At 59.9% G+C, this 25758-nt stretch carries 27 protein-coding genes; 11 read left to right on the forward strand and 16 right to left on the reverse strand.

Going from position 1 to position 25758, the window contains the following annotated elements; genetic code table 11:
• Positions 1–250: 250 nt before the first annotated feature.
• The 5 genes from KW849_RS27635 to KW849_RS27655 form a co-directional block, all read right to left on the reverse strand.
• Positions 251–1741: a carboxypeptidase-like regulatory domain-containing protein gene (locus tag KW849_RS27635; RefSeq protein ID WP_218432583.1), complete on the reverse strand. Its 1491-nt coding sequence runs from the start codon at positions 1739–1741 to the stop codon at positions 251–253.
• Positions 1742–2227: 486 nt separating this feature from the next.
• Positions 2228–4168 carry a cyclic di-GMP receptor LapD gene (gene lapD / locus KW849_RS27640; protein WP_218432584.1) on the reverse strand — a complete coding sequence of 647 codons (1941 nt, stop codon included), beginning with the start codon at positions 4166–4168 and terminating at the stop codon, positions 2228–2230.
• A gap of 22 nt (positions 4169–4190) precedes the next feature.
• A complete protein-coding gene (gene lapG, locus KW849_RS27645) occupies positions 4191–4898 on the reverse strand; it encodes a cysteine protease LapG (RefSeq protein ID WP_218432588.1) in 708 nt (235 codons plus the stop codon).
• Between the two features lie 101 nt (positions 4899–4999).
• A complete protein-coding gene (locus tag KW849_RS27650; protein WP_218432590.1) occupies positions 5000–5395 on the reverse strand; it encodes a YbaN family protein in 396 nt (131 codons plus the stop codon).
• 10 nt (positions 5396–5405) lie between these two features.
• Complete coding sequence (locus tag KW849_RS27655; RefSeq protein WP_095058966.1) at positions 5406–5993, reverse strand: YecA family protein; 588 nt, start codon at positions 5991–5993, stop codon at positions 5406–5408.
• Between the two features lie 373 nt (positions 5994–6366).
• Between KW849_RS27655 and recQ the strand changes: the two genes are divergently transcribed.
• From recQ to KW849_RS27675, 4 genes are all read left to right on the forward strand, one after another.
• Positions 6367–8493, forward strand: a complete 2127-nt coding sequence (gene recQ, locus KW849_RS27660; RefSeq protein ID WP_218432592.1) for a DNA helicase RecQ — start codon at positions 6367–6369, stop codon at positions 8491–8493.
• 119 nt (positions 8494–8612) lie between these two features.
• Positions 8613–9047 carry a MarR family transcriptional regulator gene (locus KW849_RS27665; RefSeq protein ID WP_150724407.1) on the forward strand — a complete coding sequence of 145 codons (435 nt, stop codon included), beginning with the start codon at positions 8613–8615 and terminating at the stop codon, positions 9045–9047.
• A 127-nt stretch (positions 9048–9174) separates the two neighbouring features.
• Positions 9175–10422 carry a FimV family protein gene (locus KW849_RS27670; RefSeq protein WP_218432593.1) on the forward strand — a complete coding sequence of 416 codons (1248 nt, stop codon included), beginning with the start codon at positions 9175–9177 and terminating at the stop codon, positions 10420–10422.
• A 33-nt stretch (positions 10423–10455) separates the two neighbouring features.
• Positions 10456–10743, forward strand: a complete 288-nt coding sequence (locus KW849_RS27675) for a SelT/SelW/SelH family protein (protein ID WP_056721456.1) — start codon at positions 10456–10458, stop codon at positions 10741–10743.
• On the opposite strand, the gene KW849_RS27680 is transcribed toward KW849_RS27675, so the two are convergent.
• Together KW849_RS27680 and KW849_RS27685 are read right to left on the reverse strand one after the other, a co-directional pair.
• Positions 10737–11630 carry a DMT family transporter gene (locus KW849_RS27680; RefSeq protein ID WP_218432594.1) on the reverse strand — a complete coding sequence of 298 codons (894 nt, stop codon included), beginning with the start codon at positions 11628–11630 and terminating at the stop codon, positions 10737–10739. The genes KW849_RS27675 and KW849_RS27680 overlap by 7 nt on opposite strands.
• A 150-nt stretch (positions 11631–11780) precedes the next feature.
• Positions 11781–12545, reverse strand: a complete 765-nt coding sequence (locus KW849_RS27685) for an AraC family transcriptional regulator (RefSeq protein WP_218432596.1) — start codon at positions 12543–12545, stop codon at positions 11781–11783.
• Positions 12546–12679: 134 nt separating this feature from the next.
• Between KW849_RS27685 and KW849_RS27690 the strand changes: the two genes are divergently transcribed.
• Positions 12680–13495, forward strand: coding sequence for a UDP-2,3-diacylglucosamine diphosphatase (locus KW849_RS27690; protein ID WP_218432598.1), 816 nt, complete (start codon positions 12680–12682; stop codon positions 13493–13495).
• 144 nt (positions 13496–13639) lie between these two features.
• On the opposite strand, the gene KW849_RS27695 is transcribed toward KW849_RS27690, so the two are convergent.
• Positions 13640–14230 carry an HD domain-containing protein gene (locus tag KW849_RS27695; protein WP_218432600.1) on the reverse strand — a complete coding sequence of 197 codons (591 nt, stop codon included), beginning with the start codon at positions 14228–14230 and terminating at the stop codon, positions 13640–13642.
• Positions 14231–14257: 27 nt separating this feature from the next.
• Complete coding sequence (locus KW849_RS27700; protein ID WP_218432602.1) at positions 14258–14569, reverse strand: DUF962 domain-containing protein; 312 nt, start codon at positions 14567–14569, stop codon at positions 14258–14260.
• 159 nt (positions 14570–14728) lie between these two features.
• Between KW849_RS27700 and KW849_RS27705 the strand changes: the two genes are divergently transcribed.
• Complete coding sequence (locus tag KW849_RS27705) at positions 14729–15790, forward strand: AraC family transcriptional regulator (protein WP_218432604.1); 1062 nt, start codon at positions 14729–14731, stop codon at positions 15788–15790.
• Here KW849_RS27705 and KW849_RS27710 read toward each other — a convergent pair.
• Positions 15747–17201 carry a TrkH family potassium uptake protein gene (locus tag KW849_RS27710; RefSeq protein ID WP_218432606.1) on the reverse strand — a complete coding sequence of 485 codons (1455 nt, stop codon included), beginning with the start codon at positions 17199–17201 and terminating at the stop codon, positions 15747–15749. The two genes, KW849_RS27705 and KW849_RS27710, sit on opposite strands and share 44 nt — an antisense overlap.
• Positions 17202–17322: 121 nt before the next feature.
• On the opposite strand from KW849_RS27710, the gene KW849_RS27715 reads away from it, so the two are divergent.
• Positions 17323–17889, forward strand: coding sequence for an NAD(P)H nitroreductase (locus KW849_RS27715; RefSeq protein WP_218432608.1), 567 nt, complete (start codon positions 17323–17325; stop codon positions 17887–17889).
• Between the two features lie 32 nt (positions 17890–17921).
• Here KW849_RS27715 and KW849_RS27720 read toward each other — a convergent pair whose 3' ends face one another.
• The 6 genes from KW849_RS27720 to KW849_RS27745 form a co-directional block, all read right to left on the reverse strand.
• Positions 17922–19265, reverse strand: a complete 1344-nt coding sequence (locus tag KW849_RS27720) for a HAMP domain-containing sensor histidine kinase (RefSeq protein WP_218432612.1) — start codon at positions 19263–19265, stop codon at positions 17922–17924.
• A gap of 182 nt (positions 19266–19447) precedes the next feature.
• On the reverse strand, positions 19448–19897 hold the full coding sequence (locus KW849_RS27725; protein ID WP_218432613.1) for a Spy/CpxP family protein refolding chaperone: 450 nt from the start codon (positions 19895–19897) through the stop codon (positions 19448–19450).
• A gap of 255 nt (positions 19898–20152) precedes the next feature.
• Positions 20153–20830, reverse strand: coding sequence for a response regulator transcription factor (locus KW849_RS27730; protein WP_218432614.1), 678 nt, complete (start codon positions 20828–20830; stop codon positions 20153–20155).
• Positions 20831–20837: 7 nt separating this feature from the next.
• On the reverse strand, positions 20838–21251 hold the full coding sequence (locus KW849_RS27735; protein ID WP_218432615.1) for a translation initiation factor 2: 414 nt from the start codon (positions 21249–21251) through the stop codon (positions 20838–20840).
• A 123-nt stretch (positions 21252–21374) separates the two neighbouring features.
• A complete protein-coding gene (locus KW849_RS27740) occupies positions 21375–21674 on the reverse strand; it encodes a YciI family protein (RefSeq protein WP_108218598.1) in 300 nt (99 codons plus the stop codon).
• Position 21675: 1 nt separating this feature from the next.
• Positions 21676–22272 carry a septation protein A gene (locus KW849_RS27745; protein ID WP_102699472.1) on the reverse strand — a complete coding sequence of 199 codons (597 nt, stop codon included), beginning with the start codon at positions 22270–22272 and terminating at the stop codon, positions 21676–21678.
• A gap of 87 nt (positions 22273–22359) precedes the next feature.
• Here KW849_RS27745 and KW849_RS27750 point away from each other — a divergent pair, with 87 nt between their 5' ends.
• From KW849_RS27750 to scpB, 4 genes are read left to right on the forward strand one after another with little or no spacing between them, the layout of a single operon-like run.
• A complete protein-coding gene (locus tag KW849_RS27750; RefSeq protein ID WP_218432616.1) occupies positions 22360–23223 on the forward strand; it encodes a PHP domain-containing protein in 864 nt (287 codons plus the stop codon).
• A 13-nt stretch (positions 23224–23236) separates the two neighbouring features.
• Positions 23237–23866, forward strand: a complete 630-nt coding sequence (locus KW849_RS27755; RefSeq protein WP_108218704.1) for an L-threonylcarbamoyladenylate synthase — start codon at positions 23237–23239, stop codon at positions 23864–23866.
• A 60-nt stretch (positions 23867–23926) separates the two neighbouring features.
• Positions 23927–24685: a ScpA family protein gene (locus tag KW849_RS27760; protein WP_218432798.1), complete on the forward strand. Its 759-nt coding sequence runs from the start codon at positions 23927–23929 to the stop codon at positions 24683–24685.
• Positions 24686–24696: 11 nt separating this feature from the next.
• Positions 24697–25668, forward strand: a complete 972-nt coding sequence (scpB, locus tag KW849_RS27765; RefSeq protein WP_218432617.1) for an SMC-Scp complex subunit ScpB — start codon at positions 24697–24699, stop codon at positions 25666–25668.
• Positions 25669–25758: the final 90 nt, after the last annotated feature.

A 25758-nucleotide genomic window follows, 5' to 3' on the forward strand; every position in this document is an offset into this window, starting at 1 on the left:
ACAGTGTTTGCCGAGATCGATACCGATCAACGCTGACTCGCTCATGATGATGGCCTCCGAAAACAAAACACCCTGCGAAAGCGTAGCCCTCGCAGGGTGTGGGGGTGACCATCTCATTAATGCCCCGTATCTTTCGATACGGGGCATTCTCTTAAACCGCGATGCAGATTGCCAGGTTTTCACACAGCCTGACTGAGCGGTTTTTTTCTGTTGCCTGCATTCAGTTTTGATCAACGCTCATTGGAGTCCTTTACTGGCGCACAGTAATGGTCCATGTATTAGACTCTGCGTTATCGCCGTACTGGGCTACCGCGCTAATCGCATACCGGGTTCCAGGGGTCAGTCCAGAGACGAGCTTGACCCAATCTCCCTTATCATTTGTAGGTTCTGCCTTTTCATCAATGACTCCGTTGATCTTGAGCTTGATCGCTTCTGATGGAGCAGCAACGCCCCTGACATAAATATAGGTTTGCGTGGTGCTACCGTTATCCTCGATCAGGCCGTTTGTATCGTAGATACGGGTGCTGTGCGGCTTTACAGTTGATTCCACGCTAAAGGTGTATGGGGGCGCTGTGACGTCCCCTTCGCCATAGTTCGCTTTTGCTGTAAGGCTGTAAGCACCTTCGGACACGTTCAGCGGAATTTTCCAGGCGCCATTTTCGGGGTCAGTTGTTACGGTGGCACCTTCTATTGGAGTGCCACCATTGAGTAGCTGAATGCTCTTGCCGGGGCGGGCATGGCCCTTGATGATCAACAGATCTTTGTAGGTGGTGCCGGTCTCAGGGACAGCGGGACCCTCTTCGGATTCAAGAACTTCGTCCAGGCCAAGTTCGACGTCCCGTACCACGGTGAAAGTCCGCGGGAGAGTCGTTTCCACTGGGCTATAGTTGGTTCGAGCGGTCAGACTGTAGGAGTTCACGAGCAAATCCCTGAATGTATGCTCCCAGACTCCGGAATCATTCGCTGTCACTGTCACTGGCGCCGGTTGTCCACCGAGCAATGTCAGCTCACCATTTTTCCGAGCCTTGCCTTTGATGGTCAGGGTTGTCTGGATGGTGGTATCGCTCTCTTCCACACTGGTCCCATCGTCCTCCAGCACATCGTCAAGACTCAGCGGCATGCTCGCGGCCACTGTAAACATGAACACAGTGGACTCTTTGTTATTCGGTGCCTTGATCTTGATGCGGTATGGCCCTGTTTTCAGCTCATCCAAGGTCAGTTTGAACAGCCCGTCAGCATTAACCAATGCTTTCTTGCTCGTTGTCGCGTCGCCATTGAAGGCTTCTACTTCAACGTCGGGGGGCGCGTTGCCGGTGATTTCTACCCAATCGCCGTCGTAGATGTCGCCGTCTTCGATAGCACCGTCCTTGCCTGCGACGGAATTGATAATGGGTGTTTCGGTCGCCAGGACAAAGGTTTTATCTCGGGAGCTATTCTGCGGCGGGAGTTTTTCCAAAGCGGACATTCTGTAGCGCTTGAAGTCTGACAGCGTAAAATTCTTTTCCCAAATGCCGGAAGCATTGCTGGTCATATCAGTAATTCTGATCGCGTTATCGCGCAACCAGAGGGCGGTATTTACCTCGGACGTGCCCTTGAAGGTCAGGGTCTTATCGTATGTGGTGCCATTTTCGCCAACGAGATTATCGCTAGAATCGCGGACTTCATCGAAAGTTACAGGTGTTGTCACTTCAAATGGTGAATCAGGGGATAGCTCCGAGGTACTCGGTGTTTTGGTGATCATGTTGATGACTCCATTTGCTGTTGAGGGAAACGAAGTCAATTAAGACTCGAAGTGGTTCCGGTGGCTACTGTCATAATTACTAGGTGTTTGTTGGTTTTCGGGAAGTGGGTGGTGTCACTTGTATAAAATTTATAAAATGTTTTCTTGTGGCGATTTATTCTGATTTAACTGGTATTTTTGACAGTGGCGATTATGTGCATTGTTGCTAAGTCGGACAGCTCATCACTGGGTTCAATGTATTTATATTGGGAAAAAGCGGTGAAATCTTAATGGAAGTTACTTTTAGAACGATCCTGCCTTCAATTTTCCAACCGGCAGTATGACTTGGAATATAATCTGCCCAGCCCAAACACGTGGTGAGTTTGCGTTGAAGGTTGGAAGAGTTCTTGCTTCCACAAAGACCAGCTTTCGTTGTTTCTGGAGCCATAAACCATGTAGTTGACGCGTTTGGGGATGGCTCCGTCGATCGGGTTATCCTCAAATACCTCACATCGGCTTTGGCGATCCGATCAAGCGCCCCGTTACGCCAAACACCCCCAGTGCCCTGATCACCTCCAACTCCCCTTGGGTTTCTACTTGCTCCGCAATCAATGGCAAATCGATGCTGTTGGTCGTCCGGTAAACTGCCTCGATGAACAGCCGCTTGTCAGGCTGCTCGTCGATGTTGCGAATGTAGGCCCCATCGATTTTCAGATACGCCAAACCCAATTGAGTGAGGTTGCCGATTTGGCTGAAGCGCCCGCCAAAGTGTTGCAGGCCGATGCGATAACCGCTGGCAAGCAGGCTGTGGCTCAAACGCTGCAGTTCTTCGGGGGGCGGCAATTGGCGCTCGTCGATTTCCAGGGTCAGCAGTGGCGCCAGTTCGGGCAGAGAGTCCAGCAGGTCGAGGATCGTTCGCCATTGCTCCGGGTCGCGCAGGGTGCTGCCGGACAGGCTCAGTGCCAAGGGTCTGCGGTTGAGCACCAGATCGTCCAGCGTGGCTTCGAGCATCGCCAGGTCGAACCGTGCCGACCAGCCGAGACGCTCGATCCACGGCAGGAAATGCCCGGCGGCAATCGCCTCGCCCTGTGGGTCGAGCAGGCGTGCGAGCACCTTGTGATGCAGCACCTGGCGGGTGTCGGCGCATTGCACTACGGGCTGGAAGTACAGCTGCATTTTGCCTTCGGTCAAGGCATCGTCGATCCAGGTGCGCCAGTCGTGCTGGGAGTGATTCGGTGCCGTGTCACGATGGCTCAAATGCACCCAGGGGCGCTCGGGATGCTGCCGGGACTCGGTCAGTGCCTGGTCAAGGCGCAGGAGTACGTTGCTGATCGGCTCTCCGGGGCGGTAGGCGACAACGCCCAAGTGGGCGACGGGCATGCAATCGCTGGCGCCGGTCAGGCGCAGGTTCTCCAGGCTGACGCTGACATCGGCGGCCAGGCGCGCGGCATTTTCAGCGTCCAGACCCGGTGTCAGCAGGCTGAATTCGCCGCCCCGATTGCGCGCCGCCAGCCAGGTGCGACGCTCCGGCAATTGAGTCAGGCGCTTGAGCAATTCGCCCACGGCACGGATCAGCGCGTCAGTTCGTTGGCCACCCAGTCGCTGGTTGAGCCCGTTCAGGTCGTTGATCCGCAGCATCAGCAAATGGCCATCGCGGCTCTGTTCACACACGCACAAATGGTCGGCCAGTTGTTCGTCGAGCAGGCGCCGGTTGGCCAGGCCGGTGAGGCTGTCCAGATAGGATTCGGCCCGCAGTTTTTCGCTGCGTACGGCTTCTTCGGCGAACAGCGCCTTGAGCTTCTCGACCATCTGGTTCATCGCCAGCACCACCCGTTTCAACTCCGGTGTGCGCGGCAGTTTCGGCAGGCTGAGAAATTCGCGTTTACTGATGGCTTCAGCCTGTCGGACCATGCTGTCGAGTGGGCGCAATTGCCGGCGCAGCATCCATCCTCCAAGCACCGCGCTGAACAGCCCGCACAATAGCAACCAGATCAGGCTGCCGAGGGTGCTGTCCCAGAGCTTGGCCAGGGCAAATTGCGGATTGCTCAGTACTTCGACCCGTGCCAGCTGTTCCCAGCCGCGCATGATCAAGGCGTCGCCACCTTCCGGGCGCAGGTCGACCAGGTTGACGAACCAGTCAGGTGCACCTTCGATTTTCGTCGGTGCGCTGCGCTCCACCAGGGTTTGCTTATCCTTGAGCCTGATGATGCGGATGCTGCTGAAATAGCCGCTGTCGAAAATCGAACTGACCATCAGCTCCATCATGGCCGGGTCATCGACCTGTGCGGTCAGTGACAGCCCCAGCGCGGTGGCTGCGTCCTGGGCGTGGGCGCGCAGTTGACTGAGGGTTTGCTCGCGGGAGCTTTCCAGGCTGGCAAAAAAATTGCCGCTGAACGCCACCAACAGGAACAGGCAGATGGCCAGGAACAGCTGTTTACGCAGTGTCATACATCGCTCCTTGCCATGGCGGTCAGCCGTCCCCTATGTCGAAGCCTTCGGCTTGCATCTTTTTCAACACGTCCTGCCAGCGCGACAGTTTTTTCGGGTCGCTGCTGCGCTGGCCGCCGTTCTTGCCCGGCAGGTACAGGCCTTCGGCATTGAAGGCGTACACCGGTAGCAGGTCTTTGCGTTGGGACGCGGGGCGGATATCGCCGATCAGGTTGTCCAGTACCAGCGGGTCGGTCGTGGGGGTGCTGTAGAACGTCAGCACCATATGCGCCCGGTTCTGACTCAGGGCCTTGACGTAGGTGATGCGCAGTTTTTCGCTGGGAATGCCGAGTCGGCGCAGGCTGAAGTATTTCGCCAGGGCATAGTCTTCGCAGTCGGCGGCGCCCTTGATCAGGGCTTCGACGGGGGTGGCCCAATAATCGGTCTGTTGCCAGATGCGCGTGTCGTCCTGAAAGTTCAGCTGCTGATTGAAGAAGCGGTTCACCGCGTTGAGTTGCTCTGGTTCGGGCGCGCTGCGTGTGCTCTGCAGCATTTGACTCCACGCTTCGATCCGGCCTCGCGCCGGTCCCGGCGGGCCGTAGCGTTGTTCAACGGTTTGCAGAATCCGTGAAAAATCCCAGTCGGCTCGGACCCCGTTGAATGCAGTCAGTAGCAAACCGGCCAGCAGCATCCAGCCGCCGAGCCGAAGTCGGAGCGCTGGCCATCCTGGACTACGCAGACTGCGGGCCATGTCTGGCTGCTCGAGTGTAGGTTTGTGGAGTTTAGGTGGTGTTTTGGGCTCGACAGGGCAGGTCGTCGGACGGGGCTCGCCACAAATGGCTATGGGAGACTTCAGGATTTGCGCAGGGTTTTCTGCTTGAGGATGTAGAAGGTCACCAGCACCGCACTGGTCAACATGAACCCCCGTGCCCAGGGCAGCGGCACCAGATAGCAGGAGAACAGGATGCTCGCCCACATCAAGCCGATGGCGTAGGCCTTGCCCTTGAGCGGAATGCCTTTGCCGTCGAGGTAGTCGCGAATCCAAGGACCCAGCCGGGGATGCTCAACCAACCACTGATAGAAGCGCGGCGAACTGCGGGCAAAGCAGGCGGCCGCCAGCAGCAGGAAAGGGGTGGTGGGCAATACCGGCAGGAAAATCCCGATCACCCCCAGCGCCACGCTCAGCCAGCCGATGGCCAGCAGCACGTAGCGCAACATCAGAAGGCGGTTGCCTATGGGGTTGTCCATAGGCCGGATCTTAGTGGTGACGAGGCTTGAGAATCGCCGGTTTTTCGTCTGGTGCGTTGCACAGCAGGTACAGCGCGGTCAGGGCTTCCGGGATCTGCACGATCATGTCGTCCATCAGGTTGGCATCTTTGGCGATGTCTTCGAACTCCGGCTGCTCGTCGAACAGGCCCGAACCGACCATGATCGGCAGCAGCATTTCGCTGACTTCTTCTTCGGCGCTTTCGAACCAGGCCGCTTCGCGCAGGAATACGCCTTCCATGAAGCCGATGCACCAGCCGCGCAGGTCGGAATCATCCGGGTCGTCGCCCAGGTCGAGGTCGCATGGCAGTTCGAACTCTTCATCGGAGGCCAGTTGGCGAGCGATGTGCGCCTTGAGACCAATCAGGGTGGCTTCGATCTCTTCGCGCTGGGCTTCGCTGCTGTAGTGCGGCTCCTCGGCGAAGAGGGCATCGATCCACTCACGATCAGGAACGACTTCGGAACAGATCGACAGCGCGGTGAGGTAGCCGTGGGCGGCCACGTAGTCCAGCGCCTCGTCATGCAGTTCATCGGCGTCGAGGAAGACTTGCAGGCGGGTTAGTTGCTCAGCGAAGGACATTAAAGGACTACCTTGGGGAATGTTCGATGCGGGAATTCTAGGCCTTCTTGAGCGCTTGGGCCAGCCGCACGGCATATTTGCCCGTGGTCCCTTCCCGTAGGAGCTGCCGAAGGCTGCGATCTTTTGATTTTTCTTTTTAAAGACAAGATCAAAAGATCGCAGCCTTCGGCAGCTCCTACCGGATCAGGTTTGACTTATCAGCGGCACCCTTTGCCTGACAGGGCTCGGGTATACTCGCGCGTTTTGTGATGCCCTGCTGGCGTCTCGGCTGAGATGTGAGGCGTCATGCAATGCGCACTTACGATTTATCAGTGCAGCGTTAATGGTTCTGAACCAGCCTTGCAGGGATGTTTCGGTGATTTTTGGAGTTTTTATGCTCGAACAGGCTCAACGCGTCCTCAAGGACATCTTCGGCTACGACAGTTTCCGTGACCGCCAGGGTGCAATCATTGAGCGCGTGGCCAGTGGCGGCGATGCCCTGGTCCTGATGCCTACCGGGGGCGGCAAATCCCTGTGCTTCCAGGTTCCGGCACTGTTGCGCGAAGGCCTGGCGGTAGTGGTCTCGCCGCTGATCGCACTGATGGACGATCAGGTCGCTACCCTCGAAGAGCTGGGCGTGGCCGCCGCCGCGTTGAACTCCACCCTCAGCGCCGAGCAGCAGCGCGACCTCGCCGCCCGCATCCGCCGCGGTGAAGTGAAAATGCTCTATCTGGCGCCGGAGCGTCTGGTCCAGCCGCGCATGCTGTCATTTCTGCAGGGGCTGAACATCGCCTTGTTCGCCATCGACGAAGCACACTGCGTGTCGCAATGGGGCCACGATTTCCGTCCGGAATACCTGCAACTGGGCCAGTTGGCGGAAATGTTCCCCGATGTGCCGCGCATAGCCCTGACCGCCACCGCCGACAAGCGTACCCGCGAAGAAATCGTCACCCGCCTGCATTTGCAGAATGCCGAGCGCTTCCTGTCGAGTTTCGACCGGCCGAACATCTTTTATCGCATCGTGCCCAAGGAACAGCCGCGCAAACAGTTGCTGGCGTTCCTCGCCGAGCGGCGCAGCGATGCAGGCATTGTCTATTGCCTTTCACGCAAGAAAGTCGATGAAGTAGCGGTGTTCCTCAGTGAACAAGGCTTCCCGGCACTGCCGTACCACGCCGGCCTGCCCAATGACACGCGGGCCCACCACCAGAAACGCTTCCTCAATGAGGAAGGCCTGATCATGGTTGCCACGGTGGCGTTCGGCATGGGCATCGACAAGCCCAACGTGCGTTTTGTCGCGCACCTCGATTTGCCGAAATCCCTCGAAGCCTACTATCAGGAAACCGGTCGTGGCGGCCGTGACGGCCTGCCGGCGGATGCCTGGATGGCCTACGGCCTGCAAGACGTGGTGATGCTCAAGCAGATGCTGCAGAACTCCGAAGGCGACGAGCGCCACAAGCGCCTGGAGCAGCACAAGCTCGACGCCATGCTCTCGCTCTGCGAAGAAACCCGCTGCCGTCGGCAAACGCTGCTGGCCTACTTCGACGAAGACATGCCCGAGCCTTGCGGGCATTGCGACAATTGTGTCGACGGCGTGCAGACCTGGGATGCCACCGAGCCTGCGCGTCAGGCGCTGTCGGCGATCTACCGCACCGGTCAGCGCTACGGGGTCGGGCACCTGGTGGATGTACTGCTCGGCAAGGACAACGAAAAGGTCCGCAACTTCGGCCATCAGCATCTGTCGGTGTTTGGAGTCGGCAAGGCGAGGGCCGAAGGCGAGTGGCGCTCCCTGTTCCGCCAATTGGTGGCTCGCGGTCTGGCCGATGTTGACCATGAGGGCTATGGCGGTCTGCGTCTGAGCGATACGTGTCGGCCGCTACTCAAAGGTGAAGTGACCCTGGAGCTGCGCCGTGATCTCAAGGCGCAAACCACTGCGAAAAGCAGCAAGAGCCAGGCGAGCCAACTGGTCCGCGGCGAGGAGCGCGAAAAGTGGGAAGCCTTGCGTGCTCTGCGACGCAAACTCGCCGAAGAACATGGCGTGCCGCCGTATGTCATTTTCCCCGACTCGACTTTGCTGGAAATGCTGCGCAGTCAGCCGACCTCGCTGGCGGAAATGGCCACGGTCAGCGGCGTCGGCGCGCGCAAGCTGGAGCGCTATGGCGAGGCCTTCCTCGAGGTGCTCGGCGGCCAGGTCGAGGCGCCGAAAGTGGTGGCCGACGTACGTCACGAACTGATCACGTTGGCGCGGGCCGGGATGACGCCGGTGCAGATCGCCGGTCAGTTGCAGTGCTCGGAAAAGAACGTCTACACCATGCTGGCCGAAGCGATTGGCAAGCAGCAATTGTCGTTGGAGCAGGCGCTGGATCTGCCTGAAGACCTGATGGGTGAAGTGCAGGACGCTTTCCTCGACGGCGAGGGCGAGTTGCCGCCGGTTTCCGAGATCGCTGCGCTGTTCGCGGGCCGAGTGCCGGAAGGGGTTTTGTACTGCGTTCGGGCTGCCTTGCAGTCGGAGTTCGAGATTTGAGGCATCTGTAGGGCTGATGTAACGATTCAGTGCAGATCAAGCCTTGCCTCAAGTCGAGGCTCATGCTTAGCTGACTAATAATTAGTTTTTATTTATTTCAGTCTAATCTTGAGTGTTTTATGCCGTTAACCGATCAACACCGCTTTGGCATGCAATTGGCCCAGATGTCCCGCGGCTGGCGTGCCGAACTGGACCGCCGACTGGCGGGCATGGGCTTGTCCCAGGCGCGCTGGCTGGTGCTGCTGCACCTGGCGCGTTTCGACGAAGCTCCGACCCAGCGCGAGCTGGCACAAAGCGTCGGCGTCGAAGGACCGACCCTGGCCCGATTGCTCGACAGCCTGGAAAGCCAGGGCCTGGTGCAACGCCAGGCCGTGCTGGAAGACCGTCGGGCAAAGAAAATTGTGCTCTGCGCGCCGGCGCGTCCCCTGATCGAACAAATTGAAACCATTGCCACGCAACTGCGTCATGAACTTTTCGAAGGCGTCGATGAGGCAGACTTGAAGGTGTGCATGCGGGTTCACGGGCACATCCTGGGCAACCTTGAAAAATCCTGAGGCATAACCGAACGCCAGGTTTTTGAGATAGCGCATTGGCCAGACTATAAGAACTACTCGGCAATATCGTGTTCGTAACGGATGTACGAATGCGTACGTGTAGTTTCTGTAGATCTCAAGGATGCTCATGCTCAAGTGCTGGCGATTGGTTTTACGCGGTGGTTCTCAGTGGTTACTGGCCGGGGCCGCTGTCACTTATTCGGCATGGGCGCCTGCGCTGGGCCTGGGTGAAATCACCCTGCATTCGGCGCTGAATCAACCGCTGCGTGCCGATATCGCACTGGTGGATGCGGCTGGCCTGGAGGAGCACGAACTGTCGGTGAGCCTGGCAACGGTAGACGAGTTCAGCCGTGCCGGGGTCGACCGGGTGGTTTTCCTCGACAACCTGACGTTCACCCCGGTCCTGCGCGGTAATCGCAGCGTGATCCAGGTGACCTCCGGCAAACCGGTCAGTGAACCCTTCCTGAATTTCCTCGTGCAGCTCAATCAGCCTAATGGGCGATTGCTGCGTGAGTACACGGTACTGATCGATCCGCCGGGTACGCCAGGGGTTGTACCTGCCGCCGATGAACCTGTTTTCCGGTCCCCAACGTCCGCATTCCCCCGTGTCCAACCGGACATGGCGCCGTCACCCGTGACAAAGACGACGCCAGAACCGGACGTCGCCGTGGTTGATCCCGCTGTCGAACAACTGGCCGCCAGCACCTTGCAAAACCACAGCTTGCAAACCACTGTCGATGAGCTCAACGCGAAGCTTCAAGGCCAGGATGAGCTGATCGCCGGCCAGAAAAAACAGTTGGCCGAACTGCAAACCCAACTGGCGGAACTCGAGAAGGTAAAGGCACAACCCATTGCTTCTGACGTGGCGACGCCAGCCCCCACCATGGCTGAAACCCCCGGGATTGGCTGGCTGCCGATTGCCGGTATGTCGGCGCTTATGGCATTGCTGGCGCTGGGCTGGTTTGTTCGCCGTCAGCAGCATCGAGCCACAACATCAGAGGCTTTGCCGTCGCAGCATGAACCGCTGGCTGAGCTCTTTACCGAGCCAGTGATGTGGCCCCCCGTCATGCAACCGGCTACCGTGCATCGCGACGGGGTGCCGGCCAACGATGAGCTTGAACGGGTCGATAGCCGTCATTCCATCCCGGTCGCTGCCGCGGTGGCGGTGGTTGCGGATTTGGCGATGTCTGGCGAATCCGCCGCTGACGATGAGTACCGGCTCAACCTGGAGGAATTGTCCATGGCGTCGAGTTGGGACGTGATCAGCCCAAACGAGAACCAGCAGTCGGCTGCTCTGACCATGATCGAGCCTGCGTTCGAATTGGAGGCGCAACCCGCTTCGCCGTCTCGGCAGCCTTCGGTCGGGCTATCATAGCGGCGTCGTCAAACTCTGGAGTCACGTCCCATCATGACCGTCAGCAAACCGGAAATCATCATCACCTATTGCACGCAATGCCAGTGGCTGTTGCGTGCGGCCTGGCTGGCCCAGGAACTGCTCAGCACCTTTGGTGATGACCTGGGCAAAGTCTCCCTGGTGCCGGGCACTGGCGGGGTCTTTCATATTTACTGTGACGCCGTGCAGATCTGGGAGCGTAAGGCGGACGGTGGCTTTCCTGAGGCCAAAGTGCTCAAGCAGCGGGTCCGTGACCAGATCGACCCGGACCGCGACCTGGGGCACAACGACCGCACTCAGTGAGACGCAGCCTCGGCTGTGACGGCTTTCTTGCTTGTGCCAATCGAGAACCTGCTGGACACCACAATCGCCACAATGATCAGCGCGCCCCCCAGCAACATGCGCAGGGTCGGGTTTTCGTTGAACAGCAACCAGGCGACGGTGATGCCGTAGACCGGCTCCAGGGCGAACACCACGGCGGCGGTGCGCGCCTTGATCACCGCGAGGCTGGCGACGAACAGGCTGTGGGCGACACCGGTACAGAACACACCGAGCAGGCCGATCCACAGCCAGTCGATGGCACGCACTTCGCTCAATTGAGGCGCCGCCACCGGCAGCAGGCACAGGGCAACCACCACGTTCTGGCACAGCGCTGCCTGCACGGGCGGGACGCGCCCGGAACTGGCACGATTGGTCAGCGATAACAGGGCGAACAACAAACCGGAACCCACGGCCCACAACAGGCCGGTGGTGGCGCCGCTGGCCAGGTCAAAATCAGGCGTGACCAGCACCAGCCCGACACTCACCAGAAGCACCAGCACGATCTCATTGGCGCGAATGCGCTCGCGGAAGATCAGCCCTTCGAGGATCACGGTAAAGGCCGGGAAACTGGCGAAGCCGAGCGTCGCAATTGCCACGCCTGCGACTTTCACCGCAATGAAGAAACTCACCCAGTGCCCGGCCAGCAACAAGCCGCTGAGCAGCAGGCGACGCCAGTCCATGGCCTCGAGTTTCTGCCAGCGCGTCTGGCTGGCGAACCGTGCAAAAAACGCCAGCGCGAGCACGGCAAACGCGGCGCGGCCGAAAACAATGATCGCCGGTGACGCGGCGGCCAGCTTGCCGAACACGCCGGTCAGGCCGAACATCAATGCGCCGATATGCAGGGCGCCAAGGGCGGTACGGGGAGTCATTGCAATCCTTAACAGTAAAATCATGTAGGAGCTGCCGAAGGCTCGGGCCGCGTTCGGACGATCTTTGATCTTGAAAAACAACGTCAAGAGATCGCAGCCCTCGGCAGCTCCTACATTGAACCGTGTGGCCCCGCTGTGTCTGTCGGCAGGCTAGCGTTTTTTGTCGCCAGCCTCGCGCCGCAGTTTACCGGGCGATGCCCCGAACTCGCGCAACACCGCCGCCGCAAAGGCACTCTGGGAACTGTAGCCGACGCGGCTGGCAATCTCGCCGATGGGCAGCGCCGAGTTGCGCAGCAAGCCCACAGCTATGTGCAGGCGTCGGCTGCGGATGTAGTCCATCGGCGTCTGCCCGCATTCGGCCACGAACCGCGCATGCAAACGGGCACTGGAAAGGCCGGCCACCCGGGCCAGGTCGGCCACTTGCAGCGGGTACGCCGCGTACTGATCGATGTGCGCGTTCAGCGCGGCATAGGGCAGGCGACGACCGCCGACGGCGTCGGGCCTGCCGTTATTGAGACTGGCCAGTAGCAGCACCGCGCCTTGTTGTGCAATCAGCGGATCATCGACCGGACTGTTCGCCAGCCAACTGACCAATTGGCTTTGCCCGGCATCCAGTGACAGTCGGCCGGCGTTGTCGAGCAAGCGCCGGCTGGACTCGGCGTGATCGCCCAACGACTGGGCAACCCATTGTTCGCCGGGCACATCCAGCACCAGGCAGCGGCTGCCATTGGGGCTGCCACACGCATGATGTGCGGCCGACGGTATCACCACGAAACTCTGCTGCACCACCTGGCTGCCACGGCCGTCAACCTCGAAATCCAGCGCACCCGATAGCCCGAACACCAGTTGCGCGTGTTCGTGGCTGTGGACGATCAGGTCTTGGCTGTATTGGCGAAGCGTGAGGATCGGTCTCATCGCAGGTCTCCCGGTTCAGGGCGCCAGTCTACACCGAGCGGACCTGCAAGCGCTGTCACAGGACTGACTTGACGCTGTCATGGACGATTAACCGGGCCGGGGCAGACTTGGTAAAACTTGCCAGAGGGTTGCCCATGACCAGCGCCGAGCTCGCCAAACCCACCCGTAAACAACGCGTACGGACTTTATGGATTTCCGACGTGCATTTGGGCACCCGGGATTGCCAGGCGGAACACCTGTCGCAGTTTCTCAAGAGTTACCACGCGGACAGAATCTACCTGGTCGGCGACATCATCGACGGCTGGAAACTGCGCGGCGGCATGTACTGGCCGCAAGCGCATACCAACGTCATCCGTCGCCTGTTGACCATGAGCAAGCGTGGTACCGAGGTGATCTACGTCACCGGTAATCATGACGAATTCCTGCGCCGCTATTCGAAGCTGATCCTGGGCAATATCCAGTTGGTGGACGAAGCCGTGCACGTCACCGCCGACGGCCGGCATCTGCTGGTGATCCATGGCGACCAGTTCGATGTGATCACCCGTTACCATCGCTGGCTGGCCTTTCTCGGTGACTCGGCCTACGAATTCACCCTGACCCTCAACCGCTGGCTCAATCATTGGCGCGCGCGATATGGCTACGGCTACTGGTCGCTGTCGGCCTACCTCAAGCACAAGGTGAAAACGGCGGTCAGCTTCATCAGCGACTTCGAAGAAGCCATCGCCCATGAATGCGTCAAACGCGAGCTGCACGGCGTGGTGTGCGGGCACATTCACCATGCCGAGATTCGCAAGGTCGGCGAAGTGGACTACCTCAATTGCGGCGACTGGGTGGAGTCGTGCACGGCGCTGATCGAGCATTGGGATGGTTCGATCGAGCTGTACCGGTTGGCGGATGCCCAGGCGCGCGAGGCGCAGTCGAAGGCGGCTGGGGTTGCCGAGCTGGCTTGATAATCACTGTGCCCGTGGGGGCCTCATCGCGAGCAGGCTCGCTCCTACAGTAGATCTGTAGTGAACACATATTCTGTGGACGCCGCAAAACCTGTAGGAGCGAGCCTGCTCGCGATGGACCGCGAAGCGGTCCCGCTGGATCTGTCAGACCGGCGCGTGCTCTTCCATCGCCGCCTTGTAGATCGAGTTCCTGGGGTGCGCAAACAACCGCTCCATCATCGGTTCGAAAAAGCTCAACGGCAGCGTGTCATATGCCGGGTCAAACGCCGCTGCATCGTACCTGGCACAGAACTCGACGGTCGCCTGGTACTGCGGATGCTCCTGGAATTGTTCACGCAGATGCCGATCCATGCCCAGGTGATGGAAGAAGTAGTAGCCCTGGAAAATCCCGTGCTTTTCCACCATCCACAAGTTCTCGGCGCTGACGAACGGCTTGAGAATCGCCGCCGCGATATCCGGGTGATTGTAGGAGCCCAGGGTGTCGCCAATGTCATGGAGCAGGGCACAGACCACGTACTCTTCGTCGCGACCATCGCGCCAGGCGCGGGTGGCGGTTTGCAGGGAGTGGGTCAGGCGATCCACCGGGAACCCGCCAAAATCACCCTCCAGCAACTTCAGGTGCGCCACAATCCTTGTCGGCAATTGGCGCGCGTAGGCACTGAAGTCTGCGGCGATGATCGTCCAGTCTTCCTGCGTGCCATCCTTCATGTGGGTGAAGCGGGCATTGGCATTCATAGGCAACTCTCTTGTGACGGATGTCAGCTAGAACGGAACGCGCCCCAGAACCATGTCCCGGTACATGACAAAATCGCCGAGCAGGCTATAGAAGGGGTGTTGGAACGTTGCCGGGCGGTTCTTCTCGAAGAAGAAATGCCCGACCCAGGCAAAGCTGTAACCCGCCACAGGGAGGGCCCACAACAGCATCCATGCGCCGCGACCAATGGTCAGCGTCAGAATCAGGATAACCAGGGTCGTGCCGATAAAGTGTAAACGGCGGCAGGTGCTGTTGCTGTGCTCACTGAGGTAGTAAGGATAGAACTCTGCAAAGCTGTTGAATCGTTTGACGTTTTCCACGACAGCGATCTCTGTGGTTATTGTTCTTGCTGCAAGTTGTTCTGCGGGTAGCTTATTTGAGTCTAGAGTGATCAATGGCATCAGCCAGTGACAATAGGCGCCACTTTAGTATCCTTAGGTCAATGGCCGTAGCATTCGGCCACCATGTAAGAAAACGCCATGAGCGAACGAACGACTTCTGCAAGCTGGGCGATGGGGATTGTCAAAGCGCTGGAGATGGACGGCCTGGATTGTCGGGTTCTGTTCAAGCAGCTGGGGCTCGACTACGCGGCACTGGATGATCCCGATGCACGCTTCCCGCAAGATTCCATGACACGGCTGTGGCAGCGTGCGGTCGAGCTGTCCGGCAATCCGGCCATCGGCCTGAACATGGGCAAGGTGGTGCGACCGGCGCAGTTTCATGTGGCCGGTTACGCCTTGATGTCCAGCCAGACCCTGGCCGAAGGCTTTCAGCGTCTGGTGCGCTATCAGCGCATCATCGCCGAAAGTGCCGACCTGAGTTTCAAGCTGCTGGACGAAGGCTACGCGCTGATTCTGGCGGTACATGGCGACCATCTGCCGCCGACCCGGCAAAGCGCCGAAGCTTCACTGGCCTGTGCCCTGGCGCTGTGCGGCTGGTTGACCGGGCGTACGTTGCACCCACGCAAAGTGTTGCTGCAAGGCGCCGAGCCGGTCAACCTTGAACCTTATAAACAAGCCTTCCATGCACCGCTGCTGTTCAACGCGCCTTACGATGCGCTGATTTTCGAACGCGCGGACATGGAAGCGCCACTGCCGACGGCCAACGAGGCGATGGCCTTGCTGCATGACCGCTTTGCCGGCGAGTACCTGACGCGCTTTTCCGAAAGCCGGGTGACCCACCAGGCGCGGCAGGTGTTGTGTCGCCTGTTGCCCCAGGGCGAGCCCAAGCGCGACACCGTGGCGCAGACGCTGCATCTGTCCCAGCGCACCTTGCAACGGCGTTTGCAGGAAGAGGGTACGAGTTTTCAAGTGCTGCTGGACGATACCCGGCGTGAACTGGCCGAGCAGTACCTGGCGCAACCGAGCATGACCTTGCTGGAGATCGCCTACTTGCTGGGTTTTGCCGATCCGAGCAACTTCTTCCGTGCTTTCCGCCGCTGGTTCGACGCCACACCCGGCGAGTACCGGATGCGGCTGATGCAAACACCTGACGCGGTCAATGACGCCAAAATGCCGGAATACACAGCACAAACACAGTAATGATCTCCAGTCGGCCCAGCAGCATGCCGAACGACAGAATCCACTTGGCGGCATCCGGCAGGGTGGCGAAGTTGCCCGCCGGGCCAATGGTTTCGCCGAGCCCCGGGCCGACACCGGACACGGTACTGGCCGCGCCAGTGAGGGCAGTCATCCAGTCCACGCCAAGCAGCGACAGCAGCAGCGCAATCACACAGATGGTGATTGCGAAGAAAAACGAAAAGGTCAGGATCGAACGCACGATTTCTTCGTCGAGGCGGTGACCGTTGTACTTCTGCTTGATCACCGCCCGCGGGTGGATCAGCTGGTTAAGGTTGGCCTTGAGCAGGATATAGGCCACCTGGAAGCGGAAAATCTTGATACCGCCCGCGGTCGAGCCGGAGCAACCGCCGACAAACCCCAGATAGAAGAACAGCATCAGCGAGAAGTTACCCCACAGGCTGTAGTCCCCCAGTGCGAAACCGGTCGTCGTCACCACCGACGTCACGTTCAGCGCCACATGCCGCAACGCCTCCAGCCAATGCAGCTGGGTAGTCCACCAATACCAGGTGCCCAGGACCAGCCAGGTCACCAGCAGCATGCCGAGCAGGCCTTGAACCTGTTCATCCTTGATCAGCGCCCGACGGTTACCACGCAACATGGCGACATACAGGGTGAACGGCAGGGCACCGAGAATCATGATGACGATCGCGACCCAATGCACCGCAGGCTCCGGCCACTTGGCCAAAGACTGGTCGGAAGTGGAGAAACCGCCGGTGGAAATCGCCGACATCGCGTGGTTGACCGCATCGAACAGGCTCATTCCGGCCCACCAGAACGCCAGGCTGCCGACAATGGTAATGCCGACGTAGGCCGCCACGATCAGGCGCGCCACCATGTGCGAGCGGGGCATGACTTTTTCCGAGCGGTCCGACGATTCGGTCTGGAACAGCCGCATGCCACCGATGCGCAACAGCGGCAGGATCGCCACCGCCATGCCGATGAAGCCGATGCCGCCGAGCCAGTGCAGCAACGAGCGCCACATCAGGATGCCGGGGGACATGGTGTCCAGGCCGCTGAGTACGGTTGCGCCAGTGGCGGTGATGCCGGACATGCTTTCGAAGAAGGAGTCGGTGTAGCTGATGTGCTGGGTCAGCAGGAACGGCAGCGCGGCAAAGATGCACACCACCAGCCAGCTGCTGACGGTCAGCAGGTACATGTCCCGGGGGCGCAGGTGAATGTGCTCGGGGCGCCCCGGAATCACCAGCGCTAATCCGGCGACAAAGGTGATCATGCTCGCCCAGAGGAACGACGGCAGGTCGCTGGTGCGGTCGAAAATGACCAGCGTGGCCATAGGCACGACCATGGAGATCGCCAGCGTGATCAGGAAGATGCCGATGATGAAACCAATGATCCGTAAGGTCGGCAACGCCATGAGGTCCGCTCGGCTGATAGTGGAAAGGGCGCCATTCTACCCGCGAGGCAGGGCATGTAAACCGGCACTGCTGCCGCAGTTGCCGCTAGAATAGCCGCACAAATTTTTCAGGAGGTAGCCGATGCAGGCTCTCGACGCTTTGCTCAACCGTGTTTCCGTTCCACGACTGATTGACCCTGCACCCACTGCCGAGCAGCGCGAAGTGCTGTTTGGCGCCGCCATGCGCGCCCCGGATCACGGTCACTTGCAGCCGTGGCGCTTCCTGACGGTGGAAGGCGCGGCGCGCGAGCAAATGGGCGAGTTGCTGGCCGAAGCGGCGAAGCTTTCGGACGCAGAAGTCAGCGAAGCGGCCATCGACAAGGCGCGCAATGGTCCGCTGCGGGCGCCGCTGGTGGTAGTGGTGATTGCGCGGTTGCAGGATCACGTCAAGTATCCGAAGTCCGAGCAGTTGCTGGCGGCGGGCTGTGCGGCCCACGGGATTTTGCTGGCGGCCTATGCGCAGGGCATTGGTGCGGTGTGGCGTACCGGTGACCTGGCTTACTCGCCGCATGTGGCCAAGGGGCTTGGCTTGACGGAGGGGGAACAGGTGATTGCTTTCCTGTATCTGGGCACACCGCAGAAAGAACCGCGAGTGGCCGAGAAGGTCGATCTGACCGAGTTTGTCAGCGCCTGGCCGGGTAAAGCCTGAAAATCAACAATCTTTTTTACATCATCACTACGTTAAGGCTGAACGACAGCCCCCGGTGCCAACGGCAATTCCAGGCTGGCAATGAACCCGCCCTCCGGGTGATTGGCCAGCACCAGACTGCCACCATGGCGCTCCGCCGCGCGGCGGGCGATCGCCAGGCCCAGGCCGTGTCCAGCCGCGGTCTGCCCCGGTGCCCGATAGAACGGCTCACCGAGCTGGCTCAAGTATTCGGCACTGACCCCGGGCCCGTGATCGCGCACGGTCACGACGATCCGCTCACCCTGACGCAGCGCCTGCATTTCGATCGGCAGGCCACCCACCGGATTGAAGCGCTGGGCGTTGCGCAGCAAGTTGTCGACGGCCCGTTCGATCATGGTCGGCCATCCCTTCAGATTCAGTTGCGACTCGGCTTCAAGGTGGACGAGCTGCTCGGGTGAACCGAGTTGCGCATCCTTTTGCAGGGTATTGAGCAAGGCATTCAGATCCACCTCTTCCGCACCGGCGTTATCGGAGTCGACCCGCGCCAGAACCAGGATTTCGCTGATCAGCGCCTCCAGTCGGTCGCACTCACGGGTCAGGCGCGGCCAGAGCTGCTCCCGTTCTTGCGCAGTGGCCCGTTCGGCCAGCGCCAGTGCGACACGCAGGCGGGCGAGGGGCGAACGCAGTTCGTGGGACACATCCCGCAGCAGTTGCCGCTGACTGCCAATCAGGCTTTGCAGGCGTGCGCCCATGCGGTTGAAGTCGTTGGCCAGCACGCCGAACTCATCGCGACGGTTGGCCAGCTTGACCAGGCTGTTCTGTTGATAGGTGGTTTGGCCAAGGTCATGCACCGCTCCGCGCAGACGGCTGAGCGGGCGAGTGATGGAAAAGGTCACGAGCAGACTGAACAGGGTCAGCACCACCAGGGCGATCCCCAGCGCACTGAGCGGCCAGAGCAGGCTCTCGCGGTGCCAGGCGTCCAGTTCCGGGTGCGGAATGCGGTAGATGAACAGGTAGGTGTCACCGGTTTTTTCGCTGGTGAACTCATCGGTCAGACGCCGCCATGGCAGGCGCCGGTCATTATCGTTCTGTCGCGCCTCAAAGGCCGCCGCACGTTTAGGGAAGGTGCCGCGCACCACAGGATCGCCACTTTCGTTAAGTACCTGAACATCGATGTGATACTGGCGTTTGCGCTGCTGGAGAATGTCCTGGGCGGCGTCTTCGCCCTGGCTTTCGTAGGTTTGCGTCCACTGTTCGGCCAGCGTATTGAGGCCCGGGTGGCGGCTGAGAATCCAGGCATCCTGGTTGAGCATGTGCCCGAGCAGGATGGAAAGCCCGGCAACCAGAGCGATGGCCAGCCAGAAACTGGCCAGGATACGCCAGAACAATGAACGCACGGAAAGTCCTCAAGCAAACACAAAATTCTATGTAGGAGCGAGCTTGCTCGCGATGGACGTCAACGATAACGCGCGGCATCAGGCAGCACGTGTTGTCTATTCGTTTTTCGCGAGCAAGCTCGCTCCTACAGTAAAAACATCAGACCCAACGATGCTTGGTCGTTGGGTCCGGAGTTAGCGCATTATTGCGCCTTTTGCGGTTGTTGCGCTTTCCAGGCTTTGAACTCAGCCCACTCGGCACGACGCTCAGCCTGTTTTTTCTGGATCTCGTCGAATTTCTTCTGTTGATCCGGCTTCAGCAAGGCGCGCACGTCCGCTTCAGCTTTCTTGTGGTTCGCGGCCATCTCGTCTTTCATGGCTTTCTGGTCGGCTGGCGAGAGTTTCTCCAGGTACTTCTCGACCAGTTGCTTACGCTCGTGCATCTGCTCGCCCATGATCTTGCGGATCTGCTCGCGCTGTTCGCGGCTCAGGTCCAGCTCACTGTACGGGCCTTTGCCGTGCATGCCGTGCATCTGACCGCCGTGGCGCGAACCGTCCATCGGCCCATCCATCGGGCCGGTGCCTTCAGGCATGGCCATGGCAATGGTCGGCAGGGCAGCTGCGAACATCAGAGCGATAAGAGTCTTGCGCATGGTGTATCTCCTTGTCTCGTTCCCGGTACGTTCCGGATGAGTGCAGATTACGCAGATCAAGGTCAGCGGCGGTCAGCGGAGGGTAAAGCTTTGGTAAACATGATTTTCGGCTGACCTGACAAAACTTCCGATTCCCCTGTAGGAGCTGCCGCAGGCTGCGATCTTTTGATTTTCGGCGTGAGTGATGACGCTAAAGATCAAAAGATCGCAGCCTTCGGCAGCTCCTACAGGGGGGATTGCAGATCGTGCTTGGATTCAGAGGCTGTAGTAGTAGCCGCGGCTGCGCAGGGCGACGATGCGCGGTCGGCCATCGGGGTGTGGGCCGATCTTCTTGCGCAGGTTGCTGACGTGCATGTCCAGGCTGCGGTCGTACAGGGTCAGCTTGCGACCGAGAGCGATCTGCGCCAGTTCCTGTTTGTCCAGGGGCTCGCCGGGTTGCTTGAGCAGGGCTTCCAGCAGGCGGCTTTCGGAGACGGTGAGGGTGAATTCTTGCTCATCGATGCTGACCACGCCGCGCACCGGGCTGAAACACAGGTCGCCCAGTTCCATCTGGCTGGACACCGCTGCCGGGTGGCTACGACGCAGCACAGCGCGCAGGCGGGCGGTCAGTTCCCGTGGATCGCAGGGTTTGGCCAGGTAATCATCGGCGCCGAGTTCCAGGCCGAGGATACGGTCCAGGGGCTCGCCCCGGGCCGAGAGCATCAGCACCGGCAGATCCGGGTGATCGCTGCGCAACTGCTTTAGCAGTTCCAGGCCACTGCCATCGGGCAACATCACATCCAGCACCACGGCCGCCGGGGCGGATTCCGCCAGCGCACGACGTGCGCTCTGGCCGTCGTGACAGGCATGTACCTGAAACCCTTCCTGGCTCAGCCAACTGCTCAGGAGCTCACACAGCTCCTGATCATCATCAATAAGTAACAGCTCGCTCATGACTCACTCAATTTAGCCATTGTCGACGTTTTCGACTTGCTCCACTGGCGAAGATACCGCAGAGCAGAGCCAATAGCGCTACCCCGGCACCAATGACAAACCATTGTTGCTGGTCGGTCAGCAGGCGTGGCAGCGGACTGCTGGCCTGGGCTTCCTTGAGTTGCAGCTTCAAGCGCTGGTTCTCCTGGCGCAACCGGGCCAGCAGCGGGCTTTCGCGTTGGCCATCGGCAGTTTGCAATTGGTTGCTCAGTTCTTCCCGTTGCCGTTCGCTTTCTTTCAAGCGTTGTTGCAACTCGGTGATCTGGCCGCCGGCGCTCAAGGAAAGCGGCGTCGTATTGCCACCCTCGACACTTTCCTCACCGTGGGCGGGCGCCCCGATCGACAACGTGACCAACATCAGACACAACGGACCCTTGCGCATCGCGACTCCTGATTCCAATACGAGTATTGGGCAGGTTATCGGCCGGCAAACGAGGATAATGAGCGATTGAGAACGCGATGAACCGACAAGGTTCATCGCGTGGGGGCAATTGCGAGAAGAACGTTACGGCAGGACTTGCTTGAACGGCTTGACCAGAACGTTGGCGTAGACGCCTGCGGCGATGTACGGATCAGCGTCGGCCCAGGCCTGGGCGGCGCTCAGGGAATCGAATTCGGCGACGATCAGGCTGCCAGTGAAACCCGCCGCGCCCGGATCATTGCTGTCGACCGCCGGATTTGGGCCGGCCAGAACGATGCGGCCTTCGCCCTTGAGCACTTGCAGGCGCTCGAGGTGCGCAGGCCGTGCGGCCAGGCGGGCTTCCAGGGAGTTGGCGACGTCTGTGGCAATGATTGCGTAAAGCATGTCAGTCCTCGGTTTTTGGCGTAGTGGTATCGGCATCGTGCAGATGGCGGGACAGGTAGATGCCCTGGCCGACCAGGAACAGCAAAGTCATGCCCAGGCTGCCGAAGACCTTGAAGTCGACCCAGTAGCTCTGGAAGGTGAACGCGACAAACAGGTTGGCGGCACCGCAAAACAGGAAGAAGGCGATCCAGGCAATGTTCAGACGCGTCCAGACCGGCTCCGGCAAGGTCAACGCGTGGCCCATGATGCGCTTGATCAGCAGGCTGTCACCGACGAAGTGGCTGCCGATGAACGCCAGGGCGAACAGCCAGTTGACCACCGGGGCTTTCCACTTCAGGAACGTCTCGCTGTGGAAGGCGAGCGTCAGGCTGCCGAAGACCAGGCAGGCGATCAGGGTCAGCCACTGGCTCTTCTCCAGCTTGCGCTGCTTGATGAACAGTGTGCCGTAGACCACCAGGGAACTGACGATCAACATCGCGGTGGCGCTGTAAATACCGCCTACAGTGAGCTCATGACCGGCGATGTCGACGACCCGTGGATCGATCTTGAAGACGATGAAAAACAGCAGGAGCGGGATGAAATCGATGAATTGTTTCACAGTGGCAGCCAGAAGCAGGATGTGGCGGCATAATAACAAACATATGGTCGCGCGATAGCGCCAGCTGATTTGAGGTTACAAAGCCCTGTGAATGTTGATTTGCACTGCCATAGCACGGCCTCCGATGGCGCCTTGGCGCCTGCGGTTCTGGTGGCGCGGGCGTTCGAGAAAGGCGTGCGAGTCCTGGCCCTGACCGATCACGACACCCTTGAAGGCCTTGACGAAGCCCGCCACGCGGCCACCGCGCTGGGGATGCAACTGGTCAATGGCGTCGAATTGTCCTGCACCTGGGGCGGCGCGACCATTCATGTATTGGGCTACGGTTTTGATGTGAACGCCGCGCCGTTGGTCGAGGCCATCGCCAGATTGCATGATGGCCGTTGGCTGCGCTCCGAGGAAATCAGCCGCAAACTGGCGCTCAAAGGTATGCCGGGGGCGCTGGAAGGCGCCCGCAAGATCCAGCAGGAGCTGGGCGACAGCGGTAACGCGCCGGCCCGCCCGCATTTCGCCGACTGGATGGTGCGTGAAGGTTTCGTCAAGGATCGCGCCGAGGCGTTCCGTAAATGGCTGGGTGCCGGCAAGCTGGGCGACGTCAAGCAACACTGGCCGACCCTGGAGGAAACCGTTGAAACCCTGCGCGCAGCCAAAGCCTGGGTGAGCCTGGCACACCCCTGGCACTACGAATTCACCCGAAGCAAGCGTCGCCGCCTGATTGCCGACTATATTCAAGCAGGGGGCCACGCCATCGAAGTGGTCAATGGTTACCAGCCTGCCGAGCAAGTGGGCAGCCTGGCCATTCTGGCCCGCGAGTTCGGTCTGCTGGTCAGCGCCGGCAGTGATTTTCATGGCCCTGGAGGCTGGTCGGAGATCGGTGAATACCGGCCACTCCCGGAGGATCTGCCACCACTATGGTGTCGATTCAAACATGACCCAGTTATTGCCGCCGTCTGAACAGGTAGAGAATGTGAGTCAATTTTTCCAGATTCATCCGGAAAACCCGCAAGCGCGTCTGATCAAACAGGCAGTCGAAATCATCCGCAAGGGCGGGGTGGTGATTTATCCCACAGACTCTTCCTACGCCATTGGTTGCCAGATCGGCGACAAAGTGGCTGTGGAGCGCGTGCGACGTTTGCGCGGGCTGGATGAAAAGCACAACTTTGCGCTGATTTGCTGCGATCTGTCGCAATTGGGGCTATTTGCCAAGATCGACACCGGCACTTTCCGCTTGCTCAAGGCCCACTTGCCGGGGCCGTACACGTTCATTCTCAACGCCACCCGCGAAGTACCGCGACTGTTGTTGCACCCGAAGAAACGCACCATCGGCCTGCGGGTGCCGAGCCATCCGATTGCCCTGGCACTGCTGGAGCAGCTCGGCGAGCCGTTGATGAGCGTGAGTCTGATCATGCCCGGTGAAACCGACCCCATGTTTGATCCCTATGAAATGCGCCAGCTGCTCGAACACCAGGTCGATCTGATCATCGACGGCGGCTTCGGCGGGATCAAGGCGTCCACCGTGATCAATCTCGCCGACGGCGAGCCGGAAGTGATCCGTGTTGGCTGCGGCGACCCTGCGCCGTTCATGGTCGAGGCCTAGATGTCCGCAGTAGAACCCGTCGACAGTCAGGCCGGAGCCCAGCAGGAACTGCCTTTCGCCATGGTCTACGGCCAGGCGGTCATGGAAATGCCGCTGGACCTGTACATCCCGCCGGATGCCCTCGAGGTCTTCCTCGAAGCCTTCGAAGGGCCCCTCGACCTGCTGCTGTACCTGATCCGCAAACAGAACATCAACATTCTCGACATCCCGGTGGCGGAAATCACCCGCCAGTACATGGGCTACGTCGAGTTGATGCAGTCGGTGCGCCTCGAACTGGCCGCCGAGTACCTGGTGATGGCTGCGATGCTGGCCGAGATCAAGTCGCGGATGCTGCTGCCGCGAGCCGAAACCGTCGAGGATGAAGAGGACGACCCGCGCGCCGAGCTGATCCGCCGCTTGCAGGAATACGAGCGCTTCAAGGCTGCCGCCGAAGGTATCGACGGCCTGAGCCGTGTCGGCCGTGATGTGGTGGTGCCCAGGCTTGATGCCCCGGAGGCCCGGGCACGCAAGCTGTTGCCGGACGTACGCTTGTCCGAGCTGCTGTTGTCCATGGCCGAGGTGTTGCGCCGTGGCGATATGTTCGAAAGCCATCAGGTCAGCCGCGAGGCGCTGTCGACCCGCGAGCGCATGAGCGATGTGCTGGAACGGCTCAAGGGCGGAGGTTTCGTGCCGTTTGTCGAGCTGTTCACTGCTGAAGAAGGGCGCCTGGGGGTGGTGGTGACCTTTATGGCGATCCTTGAATTGGTCAAGGAATCCCTGGTCGAGCTGGTGCAGAATGAGCCATTTGCCGCGATCCACGTGCGAGCCCGAGCCGAATAACGAGTCGAAACATGAACCTGACTGAACCCCGTGATCTGGCACCCTTGCTTGAAGCCTTTCTGTTGGCTTCGGGAAAGCCGCAATCTCTGGAAAGCCTGTTCGAACTCTTCGAGGAAGGCGAGCGCCCGGAGCCGCCGGTGTTCAAGAAGGCCCTGGCGATTCTGGCCAAGTCCTGTGATGGCCGCGCGTTTGAACTGAAGGAAGTGGCCTCGGGTTATCGCCTGCAGATTCGCGAGAAATTTGCGCCTTGGGTCGGGCGTCTGTGGGAAGAGCGCCCGCAGCGTTACTCCCGTGCCATGCTGGAAACCATGGCCCTGATCGCCTATCGCCAGCCGATTACCCGTGGCGAAATTGAAGACGTGCGGGGCGTGGCAGTCAACAGCAACATCGTCAAGACCTTGATGGAGCGCGAGTGGATCCGCATCGTCGGCTACCGCGACGTGCCCGGCAAACCGGCGATGTTCGCCACCACCAAGGCGTTCCTCGATCACTTCAACCTGAAAAACCTCGACGACCTGCCGCCGCTGGCGGAACTGCGCGAGCTGGAACCGGATCCGGTGCTCGATTTCGATGACGCGCCCGTACCTGCCGGTCTGCAAGAGTTGGCCGACGCCAGCGCCGAGCCGGAAGAGCCCAAGGAAGAGACCAGTTTCCACACGCTGTTGCTGGAGCTGGACAGCATGGAGGAGGGGATCAAGACCGACTTCGACGATTTGCTGCGTGATGGCGTGTCGCCTGAGTTCGATCCGCAACAGTCGGTTATCGAACCAGAAGTCGAAGCGGCACAGCCTGAGCCTGAGCCGGACATTGAACCGGAGCAAGAAGACGACATCCTTGGCGTTGCCGAAGCCCGGGAAAAGCTTTTGGCTGCTGTAGCTGCGCTCGAACAGACGAAACCCGAGCCAGAACTGTCGGACGAAGAGGCCGAAGCGCAGGCCCTGGCGCAAGCCATTGAAGCAGAACGCCGCCAGCTCGACGATTGATGCGATCCCCTGTAGGAGCGAGCCTGCTCGCGATGACGTTGGCACATCCGACATTGAGGTGACCGATCTGCCGCTATCGCGAGCAGGCTC

Source organism: Pseudomonas sp. PDM26 (assembly GCF_019219185.1).
Taxonomy (GTDB): domain Bacteria; phylum Pseudomonadota; class Gammaproteobacteria; order Pseudomonadales; family Pseudomonadaceae; genus Aquipseudomonas.